We start from the raw sequence: 24131 nt of genomic DNA, 5'->3' as shown, positions 1-24131 counted from the left end.
TCAGTGGTGATTGTTAATAACGCTGCATCGCAGGCTTCGAGCTTGATGCAACCTGGATCTTGACAGGCTCGGCAGCGGGAACAGCGGCTTTTGCCGAAGCGGTTGCGCCCTTCTTGCTCCAACCGATGGTTGGCAGCCATTCGAGATAATAGGCCAGCGCGAACTGCATGACGATGCCGGTTGCAATCAGCAGCGTGTCATAAGGCAGGCCACCAGGATTAACGAGCTTCATCACCTGTGCGACCATTGCCAGCAACGTACCGGCAATAAAGACCGGCAAGGAATGCTTGCCGAGAATCGCCAGCGGATTATCCGGCGCAGTCCGGGCAATGTTGTTCAGCGTCGGCACAACAGCGATGAGATAGGCAATCGCCAGCACATGCAGCAGGCGCGGGCCTGACAGGAAGGTCTTGTCGAAGCCGGTGAGGACCATCGGCATGCCCATCGATGCATCGACACCCCAGAGCGGGATGCGCACCCATGCCAGCGCCAGCACGAGATAGCCGACGGCAAGGCCTATCAGCAGCGGATGCTTCGGCAGTTCACCACCGCGACGTACATGCATCACGCCCGCAATACCGATCGCGAACAGGAACTGCCACGACAGCGGATTGAGGAACCAGACGCCTTCGGTCGGATAGTTGACCGGCGCAACGTGATAGAGGCCCGACAGGAACCAGACTGTGCCGGAAACACCGAGCATGAGCGGCAGGCTGATGCGCGCCAGCAGAAGCAGGATCGGGGTCAGAACCAGCATCACGGCATACATCGACAGAATGTTGTTATAGCCGAGCTGGTGGCCCATCGTGACGATGCCGAACAGCGCCTCGACCGGATGCTTGACCAGCGGCGCGATGTTGATCTGCGTCAGAAGTTCCGAACGTTTCAGGAAGATGGCCGCAGAGGCGAAAATGGCAATGGTCGCCATGGTCGTCATGATATGTGTTGTATAGAGTACGCCAGCGCGGCGCCACATCTTCAGCGACAGGAGCAGGCGATTGCCGGGAGCGAATTTCGATCCATAGGCCAGCGCCACAGCCATGCCGGAAATGAGCACGAAAGCCTCAGCCGAATCGGAGAAGCCCAGATTCTTGTGCGTGAAATGCTCATAGATTGTGCCGGGCACATGGTTGATGAAGATCGTTAGCAGCGCAAGCGCACGGAAAACGTCGATACGCGTGTCGCGCATTTTCGTCGGTTGTGCGGGCAACGCTTCTCTAGCGGTCGCAATGTTCATTTACCAGCCTGCCTATCTTTGAAGGAAAGCGCCGGCACTTGGGATTGCGAGGCTTTCCAATCTTCTTCGTGTCATTCCGGATGGGTAACCGGAACAGTTTCACACGTTCTGCCGGGGCGTTCGGTGCCCGGTCTTGGTGTGGCTTATATACCCGTTAATCCCGGCAGAACCGGGTTGGTTCCGATCAACTTTCGTTCCAGTGGATAACATTATGCCAGCCCGGACAGGCGCAAACCGGAGAGTGTTTTGTCAATGAATACTTGCCGAAGCGCGGTTGCGTCGCATAAATGCGATAAAACAAATAGATAGAGCGCCGTTTCCGTTTCCGGTAAACACAGTGCTTCTATTGCCCGAATTCCATCACGTTTTTCCCGTTAGGCTTGGCTCATGAACACGCCCGCTCACCAGACTGAAATCGAACGCTGCCGCATCGTGCTGGTTGCGCCTCCGCTTGCCGACGGCGCGGCTCTTGCAAAGCTTTTGACGGCTGCGCTCTCGGGCGGTGACGTCGCAAGCGTCATTCTCGACACCGGCGATCTCGATGAAGCCACTTTTCAGGCCACGGCCGAAAAAGTCATCCCCGTCATTCAGGAAAAAGGCGCCGCCGCGCTTATCCTGAATGATACGCGCATCGCGGGCCGGGTCGGGGCAGACGGCGTTCATATCGAAGGCAAGGCTGCCGATCTGGCAGATGCCATCGAAAAGCATACGCCGAAGATGATTGTCGGCACCGGCAATCTGCGTGACCGCCATGGTGCGATGGAGATCGGAGAATTGCAGCCCGACTATGTCTTTTTCGGCAAGATCGGCGCGGATAACAAGCCGGACGCCCATCCGCGTAACCTGTCGCTGGCCGAATGGTGGTCGCAGATGGTGGAAATTCCCAGCATCGCGCAAGCCGGAAGCACGCTGGAAAGCATCATCCCCGCAGCCGAAACCGGCGCGGATTTCGTTGCCCTCGGTCGGGCGGTCTTCGACGCCGAAGACCCTGCAAAAGCTGTCGCGGAAGCCAACCGGCTTCTCGATGAGAACGCGCCACGCTTTGAAAACTGATCCCTTCATCAAGGTCTTGCCGATGCCCATGAAGAACAAACTTCTTCTCGCTGCAATTCTGACATTCGCGCTGCCGGTCCTGCCTGCTCTGGCAGCAGGCGAGCCGGTGCACGGTCAGAAGGAGAGCCAGCAGGGTAATCACAAGGACAAGAAGGCCGACAAGCCAATCGGGCCAGCCGGGCCAGCCGGGCCAGCCAAGCCGGTGATGCTGCCGCAACCGGCAACCACCGAACCGATGCCCCACATCGATCCGAGCCGTTTCGGCGACAAGCCGGCGGACGAGGCATTCGGTGCATTTCAGCGCGGCCTCTATCTGACCGCTTTCAATCTGGCCAAGCCGCAGGCTGAAAAAGGCGATCCGGCTTCACAGGCGCTCATCGCAGAGATTTATGCACGCGGCCTCGGTATCCCTGCCAATCAGAAACTAGCGGCGGAATGGTACGAGAAGGCGGCCAAAAACGGTGTCGTCGAGGCGCAATTCCGCTATGCGGCACTTCTGCTTCAGGGCACCTACACCACGAAGGACCCGGTCAAGGCCGAGGAGTTGATGAAGAAGGCAGCCGAAGGCGGTAATGCCATGGCGCAGTTCAACTACGGCCAGATGCTGATGGTGAAGACACCCGGCAAGCCGGGCATCGACCTCGCCTTCCCCTGGTTCGAGAAGGCAGCCGAAGCCAAACTGGCCGACGCACAATATGCGCTCAGCCAGATTTATGCCAACGGTACGCCTACCATTCCGCGTGACGACAAGAAGGCACGGGTCTATCTCCTGCTTGCAGCCGCACAAGGTTACGATACCGCGCAGTTCGATCTCGGCCGCTGGCTGATCGAGGGGCGCGGCGGCGACCGCGACTATGAACAGGGTTTCGGCTGGATGCGTCTTGGTGCCCAGCGCGGCATGGTGATGGCGCAGGCCTGGCTTGCCCGTCTCTATCGCGACGGCATCGGCACCGAAGGCGATCTCGTCAAGGCTGCGGCCTGGTATATTGTTGCCCAACGCGCCGGTTTTCGTTCGCCGGACCTCAACGACATGATGGACGGACTGGCGGACGACCAGATCAAGCAGGCCATAGAAACCGCCAACAATCTGCGCGTTCGCTGATTTTTGGGCGAATTTTCTGGCCGGACCTGCTCTCTTTTCGTGCTCAGGCTTGCGCCAAGCGCCTTTTTATGGTCTTGAGACGCCGATTATCGTGGTTCGAGTATAAGGCAGGTGCGCAATCTCCGGAATAAAACCGGACGGTTGCCTTTTCGTCGTCATGCGCCGGACCGCACATGGTTTCACATTTTCATTCCGGATCAAGCTCATGAAGATCAATGGTAACGAAATCCGCCCCGGCAATGTCATCGAACATGCTGGCGGCCTGTGGGTTGCGGTCAAGACCAACGCCGTCAAGCCTGGCAAGGGCGGTGCCTATAATCAGGTCGAACTGAAGAACCTCATCAACGGCACCAAGCTCAACGAACGTTTCCGCGCTGCTGAAACCGTGGAGCGCGTTCGTCTGGAGCAGAAGGATTTCTCGTTCCTCTACGAACAGGGCGAAGCGCTGATCTTCATGGACACCGAATCCTACGAACAGCTTGAGCTGGCCAAGGATTTCGTCGGCGACCGCGCTGCTTTCCTGCAGGACGGCATGATGGTCACGGTCGAACTTTACGAAGAAAAGCCGATCGGCATCCGCCTGCCAGATCAGGTCACGCTTGCCATCACGGAAGCTGATCCGGTCGTCAAGGGCCAGACAGCTGCATCGTCCTACAAGCCAGCTGTGCTTGAAAACGGTATCCGTATCCTTGTTCCGCCGTTCATCGCATCAGGCGAACGCGTGATCGTTGATACCAACGAACTGACCTACGTCAGCCGCGCTTAATACGAAAAACGAGATCTGCGGCGCCCCGTATAGGGCGCTGCATAATCCATGTCGCAAAGATTGCGACCGTTCTTTCTCAGATCGCTCAATTCCCCGACTGTCCGCCAAACATGTTTCTGGCTGGATATTCGACCTTCTGTTTATGATTAACTGCTTGATCCCCTTCAAAATCCACGCTTCGGGATCGTGCTTACAAGGACAATGAAATGGCCCGCTCAGCCCTTCTCAACGTTATGGTACAGGCCGCTATGAAGGCCGGCCGCAGCCTCGCTCGTGATTTTGGCGAAGTCCAGAATCTCCAGGTTTCTCTTAAGGGCCCAGGCGACTATGTCAGCCAGGCCGACCGCCGCGCCGAACAGATCGTCTATACGGAATTGAGCCGCGCCCGCCCGGATTACGGCTTCCTGATGGAAGAATCCGGCGAGGTTGAATCCAAGGACGGACAGCATCGCTGGCTGGTCGATCCTCTCGACGGCACCACGAATTTCCTGCACGGCATTCCGGTTTTCGCAGTCTCCATCGCTCTCGAGCGTCAGGGACAGATCGTCGCCGGCGTCATCTACAATCCGGCCATGGATGAGCTTTACACCGCAGAACGCGGCGGTGGCGCATTCCTCAATGACCGTCGCCTGCGCGTCGCATCGCGCAACAAGCTGGTTGATTCCGTCATCGGCACCGGCATCCCTCATCTGGGTCGCGGCCATCACGGCCATTATCTGGTCGAACTGCGCAATGTCATGGCCGAAACCGCAGGCATTCGCCGCATGGGTGCCGTTGCACTCGACCTCGCCTATGTTGCAGGCGGTCGTCTGGATGGTTTCTGGGAAGATGGCATGCATCCGTGGGATATCGGCGCGGGCATCCTGATGGTTCGCGAGGCTGGCGGCTTTGTCTCGGACAAAAACGGCGGACAGGATATGTTCAGCAACCAGACGATCATTGCTGGCAACGAAGCCATTCACGGCGCACTTCTCAAGACAATCAAGAAGCCGATCTGAAATACTAACACGTTGGCAGAAATTCTGTTGTCCAAATAGACATTGAGGCCGAGCATCTAAGCGCTCGGCCTCTCTCGCAACTCAAATAAAAACTATTATCCGCCGATATATTGCAGCGCCTTGCCAACAGCTTCAAATATTTGACCAACAATTTTCAACCAAAACATAATGTCCTCCATTTATTCAAGTGAAGCACAAATAAATTACATCAACTTCTGTTTCTTGAAATCGCAACCATTTATTTATTAATTGGCAGCAACAAAGTTAAAATTTAAATCAGCAATACTATACAATATTCACCACACCGATGCAGACTTAAACCGTCCGCGGCCAATCGATAAACGTTAGCAAAAACGAAGGCAGATTCTTGTCTCGAAGAGAACGGTGCCCATGGGCAGTATTGCCGTTATTTATCGCTACACATTGGCACAAAGCCTCCGGAATTTCCGTGTAGGCGGATTCCACTACCGCTCGGAATGCAGTAGGCTCCCGATATGGACCCCAATATGGACAAAGCCATGGAGCGCAACGCATGAGCGATTTGAGAGTTTCCCGGGATCGTCTGGACGAGGGACGCGATTATGACCCCTACCGCCTGTCGAGCCCGCGTATTGTCATTCTCACCATGGCGATCTTCCTTATTATTGTAGCATTTCTGGCTGCAATTCTGATGCGGCAGATTCATACGTTCTTCGTTACCAATCCCGGTCTCAACGGGCTCATACTCCTGGTGCTTCTCATTGGCATCCTGCTGGCCTTCGGACAGGTCCTGCGCCTTCTGCCCGAGATCCGCTGGGTCAACTCATTCCGCGACGGCGACCGTGAAGGCACCACACGGCCGCCTGTCCTGCTCGCACCCATGCGCGCCCTGATCGGCCGCCGCCAGTCGATGGCGCTTTCCACTGCATCCATGCGTTCGATCCTCGATTCCATCGCAACACGCCTTGATGAAAGCCGGGATATATCGCGCTATCTGATCGGACTTCTGGTCTTTCTCGGTCTTCTCGGCACGTTCTGGGGCCTTCTGGAAACGGTTGGTTCCATCGGGCGCACCATTCAGACACTTGATCCCAATTCCGGCAGTACCGGCGACGTTCTCGATGCACTGAAGGCAGGCCTGCAAGCGCCGCTTTCCGGCATGGGCACGGCTTTCTCGTCATCGCTGTTCGGCCTCTCGGGTTCGCTGATCCTTGGCTTCCTCGATCTTCAGGCGGGCCGCGCGCAAAACCGCTTTTATACGGAACTGGAAAACTGGCTTTCTTCAGTCACCGATCTCGGTTCGGATACCGGAGCCGACCAGAATGGCGGCACTGAAGAAATCCGCGTTCTGGCCGACAGGCTGCAGAACCTGCATGGTGGCGATGCTTCCACGCAGCGCACCACGGCAGCGCTGGCCAATCTTGCTGAAGGCATACAGGGCCTTGTCAAGAACATGCGCAGTGAGCAGCAGATCATGCGTGACTGGGTGGAAAAGCAGGCCGACGAGCAGAAGGCTATCCGCCAGACGCTTGATCGTCTCACCAAGGCCATCGGCGAGCGCTCGCACGACCGCAAATCCGATCGCACGGACAAGGCGGAGTAAGCAGCCATGTCCCTCGCCCGCAACCGCCGCTCCCAGAGGCATGTCGATTACTGGCCGGGCTTCGTCGATGCCCTGACGACGCTGCTGCTCGCAATCATGTTCCTGCTCACCGTCTTCGTGCTGGCGCAATTCCTGCTCAGCCGCGAGGTCAACAACAAGGACAGCGTGCTTGCACGCCTCAACAGCCAGATACAGGAATTGACGCAGCTTCTGTCGCTGGAGCGCAGCAATTCGCAGGACATGCAGGACACCATCGCCAATCTGCAGGCTTCGCTGTCCAGCGCCGAAAGTGAGCGTTCGCGTCTGCAAAGCCTTTTGAACGAAGGCAGTGGCGCAGCCGAAAAACGTGCTGGTGAACTGTCGGAAAGCCTTGATGCCGAAAAGCAGGTCAGCGCCCGCGCGCTCAGTCAGGTGGAACTGCTGAACCAGCAGATTTCAGCGCTTCGCCGCCAGATCGCTGCACTTGAAGATGCGCTCAACGCTTCTGAAAGCCGCGATCGCGAATCGAACGCCAAGATCGCCGATCTCGGTCGCCGCCTGAATGTCGCATTGGCGCAGCGTGTGCAGGAGCTGAACCGCTATCGTTCCGACTTTTTCGGACGCCTGCGCGAAATCCTGTCGGACAAGGAGAATATCCGTATTGTCGGCGACCGCTTCGTCTTCCAGTCGGAAGTTCTTTTCCCGACGGGTTCGGCGGATATCAATCCGGCCGGCCAGGACGAGATGAAGAAACTTGCCGATGCGGTGATCCAGCTCAATCAGGAAATCCCGGATGACATCAACTGGGTACTGCGTGTCGACGGTCACACGGATAATGTGCCTCTGACTGGCACGGGACGCTTCCGCGACAACTGGGAGCTTTCATCAGCTCGCGCAACCGCAGTGGTCAAATTCCTGATCGCCAATGGCGTCCCCGCCAACCGGCTCGTCGCAGCAGGTTTCGGGGAATATCAGCCGCTTGACGCCTCCGATACACCCGATGCCCGATCCAAGAACCGGCGCATCGAGTTGAAGCTGACCGAACGCTAGGAAGAAATGACGGGAGGGCAAAGCCCTCCTGTTTCACTTCGCAGCGAACGCTCCAGCACCCGCCTCGAATTGCAGCTTGGCAAGACGGGCATAGATACCGCCCTTTTCGACAAGGCTTTGATGTGTGCCTTCTTCGACAATATGGCCATGGTCAAGCACGAGAATGCGGTCGGCCTTGAGCACCGTCGCGAGACGGTGCGCGACGACAAGTGTCGTACGATCAGCCATAAGGCTGTCCAGAGCCTTTTGCACCAGCATCTCACTTTCGGCATCCAGCGCCGATGTCGCTTCGTCAAGAAGAAGGATGGGGGCTCCCCGCAGGATTGCTCGCGCAATGGCGATGCGCTGGCGCTGGCCGCCCGAAAGCGTCACACCGCGTTCACCCACTTCCGTATCATAGCCCTTGTCGAGCGCCATGATGAAATCATGCGCAAGGGCTGCCTTTGCCGCTGCGATAATCTCCTCGTCGCTTGCTCCGGGCCTACCGAAGGCGATGTTTTCCCGCACGCTGGTGGCGAAAATCGCGACGTCCTGCGGCACGGTTGAAATGCGCGCGCGAACAGCTTGCGGGTCGGCGTCAGGCAAAGCCACGCCGTCGATCAGGATCTTGCCTGACTGCGGATCGTAATAGCGCATGACGAGCGCGAAGATCGTGCTCTTGCCCGCACCCGAGGGACCGACAATCGCAACGGTTTCACCGGGCTTCACGGTGAAGCTGATACCGTTGAGCGACGGCGCATCCGGTCGCGTCGGATAGGAGAAATGCACGGAATCAAACACGATCTCGCCGCGTGGTGGCACCGGCATGGCAACAGGCTTCGAAGGCGCAGCAATATCCGGCTGTTCGTCCAGAATTTCGACGAGCCGCTCTGTCGCACCCGCAGCCTGTGCCAGTTCCCCGCCCACTTCCGACAAGGCACCAAAGGAGCTGCCTGCAAACACAGCGTAAAGCACGAACTGTCCGAGCGTACCGGCAGACATCGTGCCCGCCAGCACATCACGCGAGCCGAACCAGAGCACTGCAACAATGCTGGAGAAGATCAGGAAAATCGCAAAGGCGGTCAGGATTGCGCGCGCCTGAATGGAGGAACGCGCTGCCTGGAAGGCTTTTTCCACCGCGCCGCCAAAACGCCCGACCACCATGTTCTCATTGGTGAAAGCCTGCAATGTGCGCATCGCGCCAATCTGTTCACTGGCATAGGCATTGGCCTTTGCCAGCATGTCCTGCGTCATACGGGAACGGCGACGCACCGAGCGTCCAAAGGCAATGAGGGGCACAACGATGATCGGAATGGCGGCAATGACCAGCGCAGAAAGCTTCGGGCTCGTGACAACCATCATCGCCAGTGCGCCTATACCCAGAATCATGTTGCGCAGCGCGACAGAGGCCGTAGCGCCCACCACGGACTTGATCTGCGTTGTGTCGGACGACAGGCGCGAAACGATTTCACCGGACTGCGACCGATCGAAGAATTCCGGTGAGAGCGCCGTCACATGCGAGAAGACCGCATTGCGCAGATCGGCAACCACCCGCTCGCCGAGCGAAATCACGAAGAAATAGCGCAGGCCCGACGCCAGCGCGAGGATGAGCGCCAGCAACACGAGCATGCCGAAGTAATTATTGACGAAGATAGCATTCGAACCCGTAAAGCCATGGTCGATCATGCGACGCAGCGCAACAGGCACGGCAAGAGTCGTTACAGCGGCCAGCACCAGCGAAAAGAGTGCCCCTGCAACCAGGACCTTATAGGGTACCAGAAACGGCATCATCCTCTTCAGCGGCTTCAGCGAGCGGCGTTTGCGACTTTCTTCTGCAGTCAATTCGTGATTCATATCAATTTCAGTATCCCGGTCGGCCATTCTTGTGTTTGCGCCCTTGTTATTGCCGTGCGCCTGATGTATAGGCTCGCCAACCCTTTTGGAAGCCGTTGCCTGTAGGTAATGGGTCTTCATATCTGCCATTGGGCGAAAGTGCCGCAGTTTCGATAGTCAAGGCTGCGCTTTTCACCCCAGACTTTCAGGATTGAGAAGATGAAAGCCAATATCCATCCCGACTACCACACCATCAAGGTCGTGATGACCGATGGCACCGAATACATGACCCGCTCGACCTGGGGCAAGGAAGGCGATACGATGAACCTCGATATCGACCCGACCACCCATCCGGCTTGGACGGGCGGTTCGCAGACCCTGCTTGATCGCGGTGGTCGCGTTACGAAGTTCAAGAACCGTTTCGGCAATCTCGGCATCTAATCCGATATTGCATCTGGTTGAAAAGCCCCGCTCTGGCGGGGTTTTTTATTGCCCAAATTTCTCATCATCAGAACACAAAAAATCCCGGTCAAAACCGGGATTTTTATAAGTAAGCCTGGAGTAACCGATCAGGCGCTCAGCTTTTCCATCACTTCGTCGCTGACTTCGAAATTCGTGTAGACGTTCTGCACGTCGTCATCGTCTTCGAGCACGTTGAGAAGCTTGAGAACCGAACGCGCTTTTTCCTCGTCCAGCTCGGTATTGGTCTGCGGCTTCCAGATCGTCTTGATCGATTCGGCTTCACCGAGCGCAGCTTCCAGAGCCTTCGACACTTCGCCGATATCTTCGAACGCGCAGATGATGACGTGTTCTTCTTCACCGGACTGCACATCGTCTGCGCCAGCTTCGATGGCTGCTTCCATGACCGTGTCGGCGTCGCCGACGGAGGCCTTGTAGACGATTTCGCCGACGCGGTCGAACATGAAGGACACCGAACCGGTCTCGCCCAGTGCACCGCCCGATTTCGTAAAGGCTGCGCGCACATTCGATGCAGTACGATTGCGATTGTCCGTCAGCGCTTCCACGATGACCGATACGCCGCCGGGGCCACGGCCCTCGTAGCGCACTTCATCATAATTTTCGCCGTCATTACCGGCCGCCTTCTTGATGGCGCGCTCGATATTGTCCTTCGGCATGGACTGCGCCTTGGCGTTCTGGATCGCCAGACGCAAGCGCGGGTTCATTGTCGGGTCAGGCAGACCCTGCTTGGCAGCGACGGTGATTTCGCGTCCGAGCTTGGAAAACATTTTCGACCGCACCGCATCCTGACGGCCCTTGCGGTGCATGATATTCTTAAACTGTGAATGGCCGGCCATGGCACCCCTGTTCTGTTTAAAATGCTGTGCACGGAGAAAGCGTCACGCATGAAACAGAGATCAAGCAGAGAAGGGCCACAGGTTGGGCCACAGTGCTTTCCGTGCAGAATGGCGGCGTTATAAGGAATTCAGGCCCATTCGTCCAGCAAAAGCGCCGTCTCCCTCGAATCTCTGTCAATAAAAGCAATATTGCTCGACCCGTCAGGCAAAGCAGATTATCTATAAATTCATGATTCAGCCCGCCCAGAACACTCCCAGCGAAACCATCGCAGCCCGTATCAGCCGCATTCTTGCCGACCGCATCATTGCGGGCGAGATAGAACCCGGCATGAAACTGCGACAGGATCACATTGCCGAAGAATTCGAGACCAGCCATGTGCCGGTGCGCGAAGCATTCCGGCGGCTGGAGGCTCAAGGACTTGCCGTTTCCGAACCTCGGCGCGGCGTCCGGGTCGCATCGTTTGACATCGGCGAGATCAGGGAAGTGGCAGAGATGCGGGCCGCTCTGGAAGTTCTGGCGCTGCGCCATGCAGCCCCGCACATCACGCAGGCAACGCTCGACGCCGCCGAACAGGCCACGCTGGAAGGCGACAAATCACGCGATGTCAGAAGCTGGGAAGACGCCAATCGCCGCTTCCATCGCCTCATACTCGAACCATGCAAGATGCCGCGCCTGCTTGCAGCCATCGACGATCTTCACGCTGCCAGCGCCCGGTTTCTCTTCGCGACCTGGCGGTCGGAATGGGAAACCCGCACCGACCACGACCATCGCGCCATATTGCAGGCGCTGCGCCAGAACGATGTCGAGAGCGCAGTGACCATCCTCGCTCGTCATGTACAATGGATCGGACACCGTCCGGTCAAGACCGCATCGGGCAAGACGCGCGATTCGTTTGCGATTGTCGGTTGATCAGGCGCTTGCACAGATAAGCACCTCTTTTTCATCGTGGCCACTCTGGTCACTCGTGCAGATTTTCGTCTGCGCGACAGGGTCTCTGCGCGCGGCTCCCACAGCCAGGCGCCGTTCTCTTTGCACCACCTCTTGCGTTTATCGTCAGGAGCTTTAAGAAGATATAGATCGAATCTCAATTTTATCTATAATTTGAGGAAGCTATGACGACCATTACCCAGACGCGCCCATCCTTTAGCCCGCTCAATCTGGAATCCCGCTCCCCTGCGATGCGCCTTGCGGCCGTTGCGCTTGGCACGCTGGTTCTCGCCATCTCGTCGCAGATCGAAGTTCCGATGATTCCGGTTCCGATCACGCTGCAGACCCTGATCGTCCCGCTGATCGGTGCACTCTATGGCTGGCGTCTTGGCATGGCCACGGTTCTGGCCTGGCTCGGCGAAGCCATGCTCGGCCTTCCGGTTCTGGCTGGCGGCGCCGGTGGTCTTCCGCATTTTGCAGGCCCGACTGCAGGCTATCTCGTATCCTTCCCGATCATCGCCGCAATGACCGGCTATCTGGCCGAACGCGGCTGGAACGGTAATCGCGTCGGCTTCGCCTTCGTTTCGTTCCTTATCGCCAATGTGGTCTGCCTTGCTCTTGGCGCAGTCTGGCTGTCCAGCATCATCGGCGTTGAAAAGGCCATTGCCTTCGGCATGACGCCGTTCCTCGTCGGCGCCCTTATCAAGTCGGCCCTTGGTGCTGCGATCCTCAAGGCCATCGCCCGCGACGGCAAGGCCTGATCAAACAGGTGACCATACGCCTGCGCGGCCATCACCTCCTTTGCATGCTGACTTATGTCGGCAAAGGCTACAGCCCGGCTTTCGTCGAAAACTACGACAGAATTGCCGGGCGGCTGAGCGAAGGAGAAGATATTCTTCTCGTCGATGGCCCGGACGACATTTGCGCGCCCCTGCTCTGCGGGGGCGATTGCCATTGTTACGAAGCGAGTGTTCGCAAGCGCGACCGGCTGGCATTGGAGGCCGTAGGCGACCTGATCGGCCAGCGCCTTGCTACGCAGAACCGTTTCGGACTCGACGCAGAGCGGCTTGCCGTAATGCGCGCCGCTTTCGCAGAAGGCACATTGCGCAAAGCCTGCGAGCGTTGCGAGTGGTCGAACCTCTGCACGGGAATTGCCACGACGGGCCAGTTTCACGACGTTAAAATAACAAGGCCATCCGTCTCAGGATGAGACGGATGGCCTTGTTGCATATTGCTTTTTGTTACTGATTCTTGCGCTTTCGCCGCGCCAGCATGTTGAGCGCTTCGACCAGCGCCGAAAAGCCCATCGCAGCGTAGATGTAGCCCTTCGGGACGTGGAAGCCGAAACCATCGGCGATCAGCGTCATGCCGATCATCAGCAGGAAGCCCAGCGCCAGCATGACAATGGTCGGGTTCGCCGCGATGAACCGTGACAGCGGGTCGGCTGCGAGCAGCATGACCGTTACGGCTGCGACGACGGCAATGACCATTATGGCGATCTCGTCGGTCATGCCGACAGCGGTGATGATCGAATCGACCGAGAAGACCAGATCGAGAATCAGAATCTGCACGATGGCAGCGCCCATGGTGAGCTGAACCGCCTTGCCACCGATATTTTCCTTGCCATCCTCGGGATCAACCGTGTGGTGGATTTCCTTGGTCGCCTTCCAGACAAGAAACAGGCCGCCAGCAATCAGGATGATGTCACGCCAGGAAAAGCCATGGCCGAACGCCTCGAAAATCGGGTCCTTGAGCTGGACGATGATCGAGATGGTGAAAAGAAGCGCAAGACGCAGAATGAGCGCCGCTCCGATCCCGAGGCGACGAGCGCGAGCCTGCTGTGAGGCGGGAAGCTTGTTGGTGAGGATCGAGATGAAGATCAGATTGTCGATACCGAGGACGACTTCCATCGTCACCAGCGTAACCAGCGCGGCCCAGCCGGCAGGGGTCGAAAGAAATCCCAGATACTCGGCAAAAAAATCCATTGAGTTGCGTCCCCTTGCGAAAAAACTCGTTGCAAGGAGATAGGAACGCGAAAAGCCCGTTCAACCGGCAGAAAGCTGCCAGGTCAAAATAGCCACTTGATTGTAGATAACATCATACTTCGAGCTAAAATAAGACGTTATCGCCAGAATGCCGGAATGGTTTCTTCCAGATGCGCACCGATGCGCAAGGGGGCGGCCTTTTCTGCAAGCCCCGTGCGATCCGAAATCTCTATGCCCACGCCGCAGACGGTGGCCGGGCCATTCGCCGCCTCGAAACGCCCTTTCGGCACTTTCGACAGGAAACGATTGAGCGGCTCTTCCTTGTCCATGCCGAGCGAGGAATCGTAATCACCGCACATGCCGGCATCGGACATATAGGCCGTACCATTCCGCAAAATCTGGCAATCGGCGGTCGGGACATGCGTGTGCGTTCCGACAACAGCGCTGGCGCGACCGTCGACAAAATGACCGAAACACTGCTTTTCGCTCGTCGCTTCAGCATGAAAATCGAAGAACACAGCATCGGCCTGCTCGCCAAGCGGACAGGCTTCCAGAATTTTCTCGGCCGCGATAAACGGATCATCAAGATCGGGATGCATGAACACCCGGCCCATGACGTTCGATACCAGAACCCGGGCGCCGTTTTTGGCGATGTAAAGCCCCTCGCCTTTTCCGGCTGTGCCTTTTGGGAAGTTTGCCGGGCGCAGAAAGCGGTCTTCGCGCTTCGAGAAATCCAGTGCTTCGCGCTGATCCCATACGTGGTTGCCGGTCGTCACGACGTCGGCGCCAGCACGAATGGTATCGTGGAAAATCTCTTCCGTAATGCCAAAACCGCCCGCGGCGTTTTCGCCGTTGACGATTACGAAGTCCAGCTTCAGATCGGAAATCAGCCCCGGCAGTTTTTCATATACCGCGGTGCGGCCCGACCGGCCCACCATATCACCAAGAAAAAGCAATCTCATGAGAATGTCTTATAAACCTGCGCCAAGCGAACGCAAGCCGATCAGGGCATTTTGCAGTCAGGCAGCATTGCCTGACGTCGCATAAATGCGAGAGAAAAAACTAATGCATGTCTCCCAAAAATGCGAACCGGTTTTGGGATAAAGACATGCATGAAAACAAAATTTAGAGCGGCCGCTCGGTGCCAACCGGGCGCAGGCCGCTCTCGGTCAGGATCTGGTCGAGTGCAATATCGTGCGGCTCATCGGGCACGCGCTCAACTTCCTGACAGTCGAAGGCCATGCCGATCAGAAGCGGCTGCAATCCGCGTTCCGTGAAACGCGCCAGCGCGCGGTCGTAATGTCCGGCACCGTAGCCAAGCCGATGCCCGCGCCGGTCGAAGCCTGCGAGCGGCATCAGCATGATCGCCGGATCGACCACCGGTGCATCTTCTCCGGGTCCCATCGTGCCGAAACCTGTCTGACGCAGTCTGGCATCGGGCAGATATTCGCGAAAGGCTATCGTTTCCCTATCCAGAACGACGGGGAGACAAAGTCGCGCGCCCTTGGCGCGAAATGCCGATAATAATGGGCGCGGGTCAATCTCGGAACGGATCGGCCAATAGCCAGCGATTAACGCGCCTTTGGGCACATCGATTGCCGCCTCGCCCTTGTTCGCGGCCGCCAGGGAAGCCTCGTAGTGAAAGCGCGGATCAAGAGCATCGCGGACCGCCAGAACCTTGCGTCTAAGTTCCTGCTTTTCCAGTCCAGGGCTACGCTCCGTTGCTGTCATTCCAAGCCACTCCCTGATGCCACGTTGCATCATGTAGTGGAACCGCAAAGAGCCAATCCGTCAAGTGATCGCGCCTGCCCCTTGCGCGATCTTCTCTGAACGGTCGCGTATGACCTTCAAAACAACGCCATGGAAGTCGTTCAGGAACAGTTTGCCCCACAGATCACAATAGAAATCAATCGGTGTGGCGATCTGATAATGGGTCGTCAGCGTCAGGCGTGTATGACCATTCGCCACCGGTTCAAGGCGATAATCACCCTGCGCAAGCTTCAGATAGCTGCTGTCAACCTTGATATGCGCTTCCACCTCAGGCGGTATGGAGCCGGGGCCGAAGCGAAAATCCCACGCCAGAAGCCGGTTCTCTTCCCATTGTGTGACAATTTCCTGAAAATTGACGCCATGCGTCCACTGCAAGTCTCGCACCGCTCCAACGCCAGTGCCGCTCAACCTTGCATCCACGGGCTGCGGCACACCAAGCATGCCATGGCTGAATGTCCAGGACAGCTCGTCCGGGCGCACATTGCGGATTTCAACCGTCTGCTGCCAGACCACTTCCGGCGGCGCCGCAATCTCGATCACCGTGGTCACAGCACCATCATGCGGGGTGTAGGACATCTGTAGTTCGGCTGGCAGAACGAGCAGCGGCAGCGCAATCACCAGCGTCGTGCTGCGCCGCGAACGAAACTGCCGGATGATCCATAGGGTCACCGTCGAACCGAGCGCCGAGAACACCATGAAGAACGGAGCGGCCATGGCCACGCAAATTCCGGCTTCATGGAAAAGGACCATGCTGGTGACGACAAGCCCGGCGATGATGGCCCATCCCATACGCACATGCCGCCACAGGCTTTTTTGCGCACGGGGGTCGGAAAGGCTGGAAGCAAGGCTTGCGACTGCCATCGGCAACAGCATCAGGCCTGCAATGACAGGCATCTCATCCACATATTGGCCCGACCAGATCATGACATAAAGCAGAAGACCGTAGACGAAAGCGATGGGTATCGCGACGGTCAGTCTTTCCGATGAATCGGGGGATACTGTTTCAGGAGATTTCATCAAGATGCGCAAATCGTTGGAGCTTTGCGCATGTTTACGAACAAATTGCCCGCTAGATCAAGCTCATAGCTATCCTGCGACAGCCAGAGGAAAAGAAAGCGGCGACCACGACGACCGATGGTAGTGATTGATCCCGGGAACCTACAAAGTAGGTGGGCGCCATATGCGAAAGCCCGCAAGCCTTCACAGGGACAGCTCCCTTAGAGATCAATAAGGCCCCGGGGATGCTGTTACACCTGTCGGGAAGCGCAGTTCGCCAAGGGCCAATATAGTACCTGCCCGATGGGAACGCCAGTGGCTTGCACCGGCTTAACAGGAAAACTTTTCAGAAAAATCTGGACTAGGATCAGCTGTTTCGCGGCGCAATGCGCGATGCCACCTGCTCGATGCGCGACGCTACATCCGAAAGCATGCCGGTCAGGGCAGCATCGTTGCTATCGGCGCGACCAAGCGCTTCATCCCGTGCACGGCGCAGGGTTTCAACTTCGCTCTCCAGACCGTTGATGCGTTTCTGCATCTCGGCCATCTCGTCCATCACCATGATCCCGGCCATGACCGTCAGACGCAGATCGCCGATCTCCCCGAAGGACGTTTTGAGATGCGTGACATATTGATCGAAACGGTCGGCAAGCCCGGACAGGTGCTCTTCCTGTCCTTCGTCACAAGCCATGCGGTAGGCTTTGCCATCGATGGTAACGGTTACGGTCGCTATGGTAGCCTCCTATCGGTCCAGAACGGCGCGGATTGTCTCCATCGCTGTCACAAGGCGGCGCGAAACTTCGCGATTTGCGGCTTCCAGCCGCTCGGCGCGCGCTTCCGACTGATCGAGTTCCTGGGCGAGACGGCTGCGATCCGCATTCATACGCTGCACCTCCTCCTCGGCCTCGGCGAAGTCGCCTTCCTTGTCCAGCCGCAGATCGACCGCTTGTTCAAGCGTATTGAGTGCTTTTTCCAGCCGTTCCAAGACTTGCCTGAGGGTCGTTTCGGGTGCCATCCATATCCTTTCCAATGCCAATTCGCGGGCTAACTCTGGGCATCGAATCGCACCTGCGGGACGGGCATCTTTGAAAAGATTGTAATAATCACCCGCCCGATAAGCAACAAATGAGGGGCATATCTAAACGTTCATGCACTGTTATCGGTGCAAAAACGGCTTTTCAGTGTTCCTTCTACAGCTTTCCACACAACTCAATCGATTAGTCGCGGACAGTTTATTGCCCAAAAGTCATCGGTTTATTGACTCCTTATACGCAGGTGCTATGTGTCCCGATGCCTTCTGGAGCGTGATCCCGAGACGCATGAAGCCGTTTTGGACGCGGATCGTGCTCAGGCAAAGGCATCGCCGCAACCCCGTTAACCCCTCCCAAGGAAAGACGGCTGAGACCATGACCAATTCCGACAAACAAAACCAGATGGCCAACGCGATCCGCTTCCTCTCTATGGACGCGGTGGAGAAAGCCAATTCAGGCCATCCCGGCCTGCCGATGGGTGCAGCCGATATAGCGACGACGCTCTATACCCGTTTTCTCTCGCATGACCCACAGAACCCGCATTGGCCCGATCGCGACCGTTTCGTGCTCTCCGCAGGCCACGGCTCGATGCTGCTCTATTCGCTGCTCTATCTTTCGGGCTACGAAGACATCACCATTGACGAGATCAAGAATTTCCGCCAGCTCGGTTCGCGCACAGCAGGCCATCCGGAATATGGTCACGCCGCCGGTATCGAAACAACGACCGGTCCGCTCGGACAGGGCATCGCCAATGCCGTCGGCATGGCGCTTTCCGAACGCATCCTCAATGCACAGTTCGGCGACAGCCTCGTCAACCATTACACCTATGTGATTGCCGGTGACGGCTGCCTCATGGAAGGCATCAGCCAGGAAGCCATCGCGCTTGCCGGTCATCTGAAGCTGAACAAGCTGATCGTGTTCTGGGACGACAACAACATCTCGATCGACGGCCCGGTCACGCTTTCCGACAATACTGACCAGCCTGCCCGTTTCGCCGCTTCCGGCTGGAACACGATGGCTGTCGACGGTCATGACCAGGATGCGATTGCCAAGGCTATCGAACTGGCCAGGGTTTCGGAAAAGCCGACGCTGATCGCCTGCAAGACGACCATCGGCTTCGGTGCGCCGAACAAGGCTGGCACCAACAAGGTGCATGGCTCCCCGCTTGGTGCCGAAGAAATTGCCGCAACCCGCAAGGCACTCGGCTGGAGCGCGGAACCATTCGTCGTTCCCGCAGAAGTGCTGGACGGCTGGCGCGTTGCCGGTCTGAATGCCGCCAAGAAGCGTCAGGAATGGGAAAAGCGCTTTGCCGCCGCCGACGCGGACACCCGCGCTGAATTCGAGCGCCGGATGCGTGGCGACCTGCCTTCCAACTTCGATGCGACCATCATCGAATACAAGAAGAAGCTTTCCGCCGACAAACCGAAGGTCGCAACTCGCAAGTCTTCGGAAATGGCACTGGAAGTCATCAACGGTGTCGTGCCGGAAACCATCGGCGGTTCTGCCGATCTCACCGGCTCGAACAACACCAAGACGAGCCAGACCAAGGCTATTACGCCGGAAGATTACGGCCAGCGCTACGTCCATTACGGCATCCGTGAACACGGCATGGCAGCAGCCATGAACGGCATGACGCTGCATGGGGGCCTCATCCCCTACGGCGGCACCTTCCTGACTTTCTCGGATTATTGCCGTCCGGCCATGCGTCTTTCCTCGCTGATGGGCATCCGCGTCGTTTACGTGATGACGCACGACTCCATCGGTCTTGGTGAAGACGGCCCGACCCACCAGCCGGTCGAACAGCTTGCCGCCTTGCGCGCCATTCCGAACCATAATGTGTTCCGCCCTGCCGACGCTGTCGAAGCGGCTGAATGCTGGCAGATTGCCCTGCAATCGAAGAAGACGCCATCGACGATGGCTCTGACCCGTCAGAACCTGCCGACAGTCCGCACCGAGCATCGCGACGAAAACCTTTCGGCTTTCGGCGCCTATGAGCTTGCTGCGGCAAGCAAGGATGCCAAGGTGACGATCTTCGCAACCGGCTCGGAAGTGGAAATCGCGCTCAAGGCCCGCGACCTGCTGGAAGGCAAAGGCATTGCCACCCGTGTTGTGTCCGTTCCTTGCTTCGAGCTTTTCGAACATCAGAGCGACGCCTACAAGACGGCGACCATCGGCGACGCGCCGGTAAAGGTTGCCATTGAAGCGGCAATCTCGCTCGGCTGGGAACGCTTCATCGGCGAAAACGGCATATTCATCGGCATGAAGGGCTTCGGCGCTTCGGGCGAGATCAACGATCTCTACAAGCATTTCGGCATCACGGCAGAACATGCCGCCGAAGCTGCGGAGAAGAAGCTCAACGCCGCATGATTTTAAGAACGCCGGCGTCGCAAAAACGCCGGCGTTTGAGTTTCCATTCCGGTTCGGTCGGACGAATCCTGTTCGATTTATCCGTTCCGGCGGAGTTTTGAAGCACTGCATGTGCAGTACCCTATCGGGAGATTAAGAGAAAATGGCAGTTCGCGTCGCAATTAACGGTTTTGGCCGCATCGGCCGCAACATCCTTCGCGCCATCGTCGAGTCGGGCCGCACCGATATTCAGGTCGTCGCCATCAACGACCTCGGCCCGGTCGAAACCAATGCGCATCTTCTGCGTTATGACAGCGTTCATGGCCGTTTCCCCAAGGAAGTAAAGGTTGCAGGCGACACCATCGACGTCGGCTACGGCCCGATCAAGGTTCATGCCGTCCGCAACCCGGCTGAACTGCCGTGGAAGGAAGAAGGCGTCGACATCGCTCTGGAATGCACCGGCATCTTCACCTCGCGCGACAAGGCAGCACTTCACCTTGAAGCTGGCGCAAAGCGCGTCATCGTTTCGGCTCCTGCCGATGGCGCCGACCTCACCGTCGTCTATGGCGTCAACCACGACAAGCTGACCAAGGACCATCTGGTCATATCCAACGCTTCGTGCACCACCAACTGCCTTGCACCGGTGGCTCAGGTTCTCAACGATGCTATCGGCATCGAAAAGGGCTTCATGACCACGATCCACTCCTATACGGGCGACCAGCCGACGCTGGACACCATGCATAAGGATCTCTACCGCGCACGCGCAGCAGCTCTCTCCATGATCCCGACCTCGACGGGCGCAGCCAAGGCTGTCGGCCTCGTTCTGCCGGAACTGAAAGGCAAGCTCGATGGCGTCGCCATCCGCGTTCCGACCCCGAACGTCTCGGTCGTGGACCTGACCTTCATCGCCAAGCGCGAAACGACTGTCGATGAAGTCAACAACGCGATCCGTGCAGCCGCCAATGGCCGCCTCAAGGGCATTCTCGGCTACACCGATGAACCGCTCGTCTCGCACGACTTCAACCATGACTCCCATTCCTCGGTCTTCCACACGGACCAGACCAAGGTCATGGAAGGCACCATGGTGCGCATCCTGTCGTGGTACGACAATGAGTGGGGCTTCTCCAGCCGCATGGGCGATACCGCTGTCGCCTTCGGCAAGCTGATCTAAGCTTCTGACCATGTTTCGAGCCCTTCTCCCCACCGTTGCGCGCTGGCGTCCGCTGGAAGGAGAAGGGCTCGAACATCTCAATATCGGCCCTACCGGCCGCACAATCCGTGCCGAAAGCGTGGTGATTGGCGACCGCGGAGGTAACCCCTATGGCGTGCGCTACAGCATCGACTGCAACAGCGCCTGGCATGTCCTCCATTTCCTGATCGAAACCACAGCCGGGCACCGTCTGGAGCTTGTTTCCGACGGCGACGGTCGCTGGAGCACGATGGCTGGCGATGCATTGCCCGAATTCGACGGCTGCATCGATATCGATCTGGCAGGAACGCCCTTCACCAACACGCTGCCCATCCGCCGCCTTGGCCTCACACCGGAAAGCGGCACCGTTCAGCTCGACATGCTTTACGTGCCGTTCGACAGTTTCCGCCCGCTGCGTGACCGGCAGCGATATACTTGCCTTGAGGAAGGGCGGCGCTATCGCTACGCGGCAGCCGACCGCACCTTCACTGCCGAATTGCCCGTCGATGAGGACGGGCTTGTCACCGACTATCCAACCCTTTTCCGGCGCCTGCCTGTTTGAGCACCCCTGCTCCACCAGCACCCGAAAGACAGTTCTGGGAGAAAGATCATGAGTTTCCGCACTCTCGACGATGCCGACGTCAAGTCCAAGCGCGTACTGGTCCGCGTTGACCTCAACGTGCCGATGGCGAATGGCGAAGTCACAGACCTGACCCGTATCGAGCGCATCGTTCCGACCATTGCCGAACTTTCCAGGAAAGGCGCAAAGGTCATTCTGCTTGCCCATTTCGGTCGCCCCAAAGGCGTTGCTTCGGACGAAAATTCGCTGAAGCATGTCGTGAAGCCGCTCGCCAAGGTTCTGGGACACGGTGTCCATTTTGCCGAAGACTGCATCGGCGACAAGGCCAAGGCCGCCGTCGATGCGCTGAAGGACGGCGATGTCCTGCTTCTGGAAAACACCCGTTTTCACAAGGGCGAGGAAAAGAACGATCCGGAATTCGTCGCGGCGCTGGCAGTCAATGGCGATCTTTATGTGAACGACGCGTTTTCGGCTGCCCACCGCGCCCACGCCTCGACGGAAGGCGTCGCACATGTCCTGCCCGCCTATGCGGGACGCGGCATGCAGGCTGAGCTTGAAGCGCTTGAAAAAGGCCTCGGCAATCCAGTTCGCCCGGTTGTCGCCATTGTCGGCGGCGCAAAAGTTTCGACCAAGCTCGATCTTCTTTCCAACCTGATCGAAAAGGTCGATGCGCTCGTTATCGGCGGCGGCATGGCCAATACTTTCCTGGCAGCGCAGGGACATGATGTCGGCAAATCGCTGTGCGAACACGAGCTGGCCCACACCGCCCGCGAAATCATGGCCAAGGCCGAAACCACCAAATGCGCGATCATCCTGCCGGTCGATGCCGTCGTGGGCTGGCACTTTGCAGCCGACACGCCGAACAAGACCTACGGAGTCGATTCGGTTCCAAGCGACGGCATGATTCTCGATGCCGGAGCGCTTTCGACCGATCTGATCGCCTCGGCCATCGATGACGCGGCTACGCTTGTCTGGAACGGTCCGCTCGGTGCGTTCGAACTGCGCCCGTTCGATACGGCAACGGTCAAGACCGCAAAACACGTCGCGGCCCACACCAAGGCTGGCAAGCTGGTTTCAGTCGGTGGCGGCGGCGATACGGTCGCAGCGTTGAACCATGCTGGCGTGGCCGACGACTTCACTTACATCTCGACCGCCGGTGGCGCCTTCCTCGAGTGGATGGAAGGCAAGCCCCTCCCTGGCGTCGATGTGCTGAAGAAGTAATGTGATAAACTGCATTCAAATAAGCTCGGCTGCTGCCGGGCTTATTTTTTGGGTGTAAGCTTCAAAAGCCGCCCCGGATTAACATCCTCGACCAGCCAAATGGCACCATCCGGCCCGACAGCCACATCGCGGATACGGTTTTCCATTTCAAAGCGCTCGGCTTCGTCCGCCTTGCCGTCCTTGTCGATCACGACACGCACCAGCGACATGACCGAAAGCCCTCCGATCAAAGCCGAACCACGCCATTCGGGGAACATGTCTCCCTCGTAAAAGGCAAGTCCCGCCGGAGCGATAACCGGCGTCCAGTACACCAATGGTGGCTCGAATTCCGGACGTGTGCTATGGCGCGGGATCGGCCTGCCGCTATAATTGTCGCCATTGGAAACAACGGGCCACCCATAATTGAGACCGGGCTTAATGAGATTAAACTCGTCACCGCCACGCGGGCCCATCTCGTGCTCCCAGAGCTTTCCATCGGGACCAAAGGCCAGTCCATACGGATTGCGATGGCCGGTCGACCAGGTCAGCGCCCGCACACCCTCCGCATCCGCATGCGGATTATCCTTCGGCACGGAACCATCGAGATTCATGCGGAGAATTTTCCCCATTGGAGCCGCATCGTCCTGTGCGGTCGCGGGCAACATGCGGTCGCCAACGGAAAAGAACAGATGCTTGCCGTCCGGCGCGAAAGCAATAATGCCGCCCGGCTGTCCGCCGCGAGCCGCCGCATCCTGTTTCCAGATCGTGGTCTTGTCCTTCAGCGCTACCTTGCCGTCACCCTCGTCCAGCACAGCGCGCGCCAGAACAACGCTGCTGCCGCTCTTCACCGGTTCGTTATAGGAAAAGTAGACTGCCTTGCTTTTTTCGAAATCCGGTGCGGGCGCAATATCAAGAAGACCGTTCTGGCCGCCAAAAGCGACTTCCGGCACACCAGCGACAGCAGTTTTTTCACCCGATTGCGTGACTATGAAAATCTTGCCGCCCTTCTCCGTCAATAAAAGCCTGCCATCGGGCAGAAAGGCGATCGCCCATGGCGTATCGAATTCGGCGACCGGGATTGCAGTAAACGGAGCATTTGCTTCAGCCTTCCGGCCACCGGCATTGATGCTCTCAGCCGAAACATCGGGTACCGGCAGGGCAACCATTGATGCGGCCAGAACAAACGGCAGGCTTAAAAGGGCTCGTCGCAT

At 57.8% G+C, this 24131-nt stretch carries 24 protein-coding genes and 1 other RNA gene; 14 read left to right on the top strand and 11 right to left on the bottom strand.

Going from position 1 to position 24131, the window contains the following annotated elements; translation table 11 throughout:
- Positions 1-13: 13 nt before the first annotated feature.
- Positions 14-1237, bottom strand: coding sequence for an OpgC family protein (locus tag F9K94_RS19750; protein ID WP_151647894.1), 1224 nt, complete (start codon positions 1235-1237; stop codon positions 14-16).
- A gap of 387 nt (positions 1238-1624) precedes the next feature.
- Between F9K94_RS19750 and F9K94_RS19745 the strand changes: the two genes are divergently transcribed.
- The 6 genes from F9K94_RS19745 (at position 1625) to F9K94_RS19720 (ending at position 7767) form a co-directional block, all read left to right on the top strand.
- Positions 1625-2290: a thiamine phosphate synthase gene (locus F9K94_RS19745; protein ID WP_151647892.1), complete on the top strand. Its 666-nt coding sequence runs from the start codon at positions 1625-1627 to the stop codon at positions 2288-2290.
- A gap of 28 nt (positions 2291-2318) precedes the next feature.
- On the top strand, positions 2319-3392 hold the full coding sequence (locus tag F9K94_RS19740) for a tetratricopeptide repeat protein (RefSeq protein WP_151647890.1): 1074 nt from the start codon (positions 2319-2321) through the stop codon (positions 3390-3392).
- A 205-nt stretch (positions 3393-3597) separates the two neighbouring features.
- Positions 3598-4158, top strand: a complete 561-nt coding sequence (efp, locus tag F9K94_RS19735) for an elongation factor P (RefSeq protein WP_010661385.1) — start codon at positions 3598-3600, stop codon at positions 4156-4158.
- 206 nt (positions 4159-4364) lie between these two features.
- Positions 4365-5156: an inositol monophosphatase family protein gene (locus F9K94_RS19730; protein WP_061348030.1), complete on the top strand. Its 792-nt coding sequence runs from the start codon at positions 4365-4367 to the stop codon at positions 5154-5156.
- Between the two features lie 532 nt (positions 5157-5688).
- Positions 5689-6738 (top strand): MotA/TolQ/ExbB proton channel family protein, encoded by a 1050-nt coding sequence (locus F9K94_RS19725; protein WP_151647888.1) that lies wholly within the window; start codon positions 5689-5691, stop codon positions 6736-6738.
- Between the two features lie 6 nt (positions 6739-6744).
- Positions 6745-7767, top strand: coding sequence for a peptidoglycan -binding protein (locus F9K94_RS19720; RefSeq protein WP_151647887.1), 1023 nt, complete (start codon positions 6745-6747; stop codon positions 7765-7767).
- A 33-nt stretch (positions 7768-7800) separates the two neighbouring features.
- On the opposite strand, the gene F9K94_RS19715 is transcribed toward F9K94_RS19720, so the two are convergent.
- Positions 7801-9729, bottom strand: coding sequence for an ABC transporter transmembrane domain-containing protein (locus tag F9K94_RS19715; protein ID WP_192799540.1), 1929 nt, complete (start codon positions 9727-9729; stop codon positions 7801-7803).
- Between the two features lie 69 nt (positions 9730-9798).
- Between F9K94_RS19715 and rpmE the strand changes: the two genes are divergently transcribed.
- Positions 9799-10020: a 50S ribosomal protein L31 gene (gene rpmE, locus F9K94_RS19710; protein ID WP_002964804.1), complete on the top strand. Its 222-nt coding sequence runs from the start codon at positions 9799-9801 to the stop codon at positions 10018-10020.
- A 128-nt stretch (positions 10021-10148) separates the two neighbouring features.
- Here the strand turns inward: rpmE and F9K94_RS19705 are convergent, their stop codons facing one another.
- A complete protein-coding gene (locus F9K94_RS19705) occupies positions 10149-10895 on the bottom strand; it encodes a YebC/PmpR family DNA-binding transcriptional regulator (RefSeq protein WP_061348026.1) in 747 nt (248 codons plus the stop codon).
- Positions 10896-11124: 229 nt separating this feature from the next.
- On the opposite strand from F9K94_RS19705, the gene F9K94_RS19700 reads away from it, so the two are divergent.
- The 3 genes from F9K94_RS19700 (at position 11125) to F9K94_RS19690 (ending at position 13033) form a co-directional block, all read left to right on the top strand.
- Complete coding sequence (locus tag F9K94_RS19700) at positions 11125-11805, top strand: GntR family transcriptional regulator (RefSeq protein ID WP_061348025.1); 681 nt, start codon at positions 11125-11127, stop codon at positions 11803-11805.
- A gap of 203 nt (positions 11806-12008) precedes the next feature.
- On the top strand, positions 12009-12584 hold the full coding sequence (locus F9K94_RS19695) for a biotin transporter BioY (protein WP_151647885.1): 576 nt from the start codon (positions 12009-12011) through the stop codon (positions 12582-12584).
- Between the two features lie 8 nt (positions 12585-12592).
- Positions 12593-13033 (top strand): DUF1284 domain-containing protein, encoded by a 441-nt coding sequence (locus F9K94_RS19690; RefSeq protein ID WP_151647883.1) that lies wholly within the window; start codon positions 12593-12595, stop codon positions 13031-13033.
- Between the two features lie 31 nt (positions 13034-13064).
- Here F9K94_RS19690 and F9K94_RS19685 read toward each other — a convergent pair whose 3' ends face one another.
- The 7 genes from F9K94_RS19685 to F9K94_RS19655 form a co-directional block, all read right to left on the bottom strand.
- Complete coding sequence (locus F9K94_RS19685) at positions 13065-13808, bottom strand: TerC family protein (protein ID WP_151647881.1); 744 nt, start codon at positions 13806-13808, stop codon at positions 13065-13067.
- 137 nt (positions 13809-13945) lie between these two features.
- The gene (locus tag F9K94_RS19680) at positions 13946-14770 is read right to left on the bottom strand and encodes a TIGR00282 family metallophosphoesterase (RefSeq protein WP_010661395.1); all 825 of its coding nucleotides are present in this window, start codon (positions 14768-14770) and stop codon (positions 13946-13948) included.
- A gap of 163 nt (positions 14771-14933) precedes the next feature.
- Entirely contained in the window at positions 14934-15539 is a 606-nt protein-coding gene (locus tag F9K94_RS19675) for a 5-formyltetrahydrofolate cyclo-ligase (protein ID WP_151647879.1), read from the bottom strand.
- A 60-nt stretch (positions 15540-15599) separates the two neighbouring features.
- Positions 15600-16595, bottom strand: a complete 996-nt coding sequence (locus F9K94_RS19670; protein WP_151647877.1) for an SRPBCC family protein — start codon at positions 16593-16595, stop codon at positions 15600-15602.
- 99 nt (positions 16596-16694) lie between these two features.
- Positions 16695-16853, bottom strand: a non-coding RNA gene (gene ssrS / locus F9K94_RS19665) — 6S RNA.
- 88 nt (positions 16854-16941) lie between these two features.
- The gene (locus tag F9K94_RS19660; RefSeq protein WP_029376275.1) at positions 16942-17307 is read right to left on the bottom strand and encodes a cell division protein ZapA; all 366 of its coding nucleotides are present in this window, start codon (positions 17305-17307) and stop codon (positions 16942-16944) included.
- A gap of 9 nt (positions 17308-17316) precedes the next feature.
- A complete protein-coding gene (locus tag F9K94_RS19655) occupies positions 17317-17589 on the bottom strand; it encodes a DUF4164 domain-containing protein (RefSeq protein ID WP_010661399.1) in 273 nt (90 codons plus the stop codon).
- A gap of 391 nt (positions 17590-17980) precedes the next feature.
- Here F9K94_RS19655 and tkt point away from each other — a divergent pair, with 391 nt between their 5' ends.
- The 4 genes from tkt (at position 17981) to F9K94_RS19635 (ending at position 22941) form a co-directional block, all read left to right on the top strand.
- Complete coding sequence (gene tkt, locus F9K94_RS19650) at positions 17981-19972, top strand: transketolase (protein ID WP_151556109.1); 1992 nt, start codon at positions 17981-17983, stop codon at positions 19970-19972.
- Positions 19973-20114: 142 nt separating this feature from the next.
- Positions 20115-21122, top strand: a complete 1008-nt coding sequence (gap, locus tag F9K94_RS19645; protein WP_061348018.1) for a type I glyceraldehyde-3-phosphate dehydrogenase — start codon at positions 20115-20117, stop codon at positions 21120-21122.
- 10 nt (positions 21123-21132) lie between these two features.
- The gene (locus tag F9K94_RS19640) at positions 21133-21702 is read left to right on the top strand and encodes a putative glycolipid-binding domain-containing protein (protein ID WP_061348017.1); all 570 of its coding nucleotides are present in this window, start codon (positions 21133-21135) and stop codon (positions 21700-21702) included.
- Positions 21703-21750: 48 nt separating this feature from the next.
- Positions 21751-22941 carry a phosphoglycerate kinase gene (locus F9K94_RS19635; RefSeq protein WP_151647875.1) on the top strand — a complete coding sequence of 397 codons (1191 nt, stop codon included), beginning with the start codon at positions 21751-21753 and terminating at the stop codon, positions 22939-22941.
- 41 nt (positions 22942-22982) lie between these two features.
- Here F9K94_RS19635 and F9K94_RS19630 read toward each other — a convergent pair whose 3' ends face one another.
- Complete coding sequence (locus F9K94_RS19630) at positions 22983-24131, bottom strand: PQQ-dependent sugar dehydrogenase (RefSeq protein ID WP_151647873.1); 1149 nt, start codon at positions 24129-24131, stop codon at positions 22983-22985.

This window comes from Brucella tritici, assembly GCF_008932285.1.
GTDB lineage: Bacteria > Pseudomonadota > Alphaproteobacteria > Rhizobiales > Rhizobiaceae > Brucella > Brucella tritici.
This window is presented reverse-complemented; position numbering and strand designations above follow the sequence as displayed.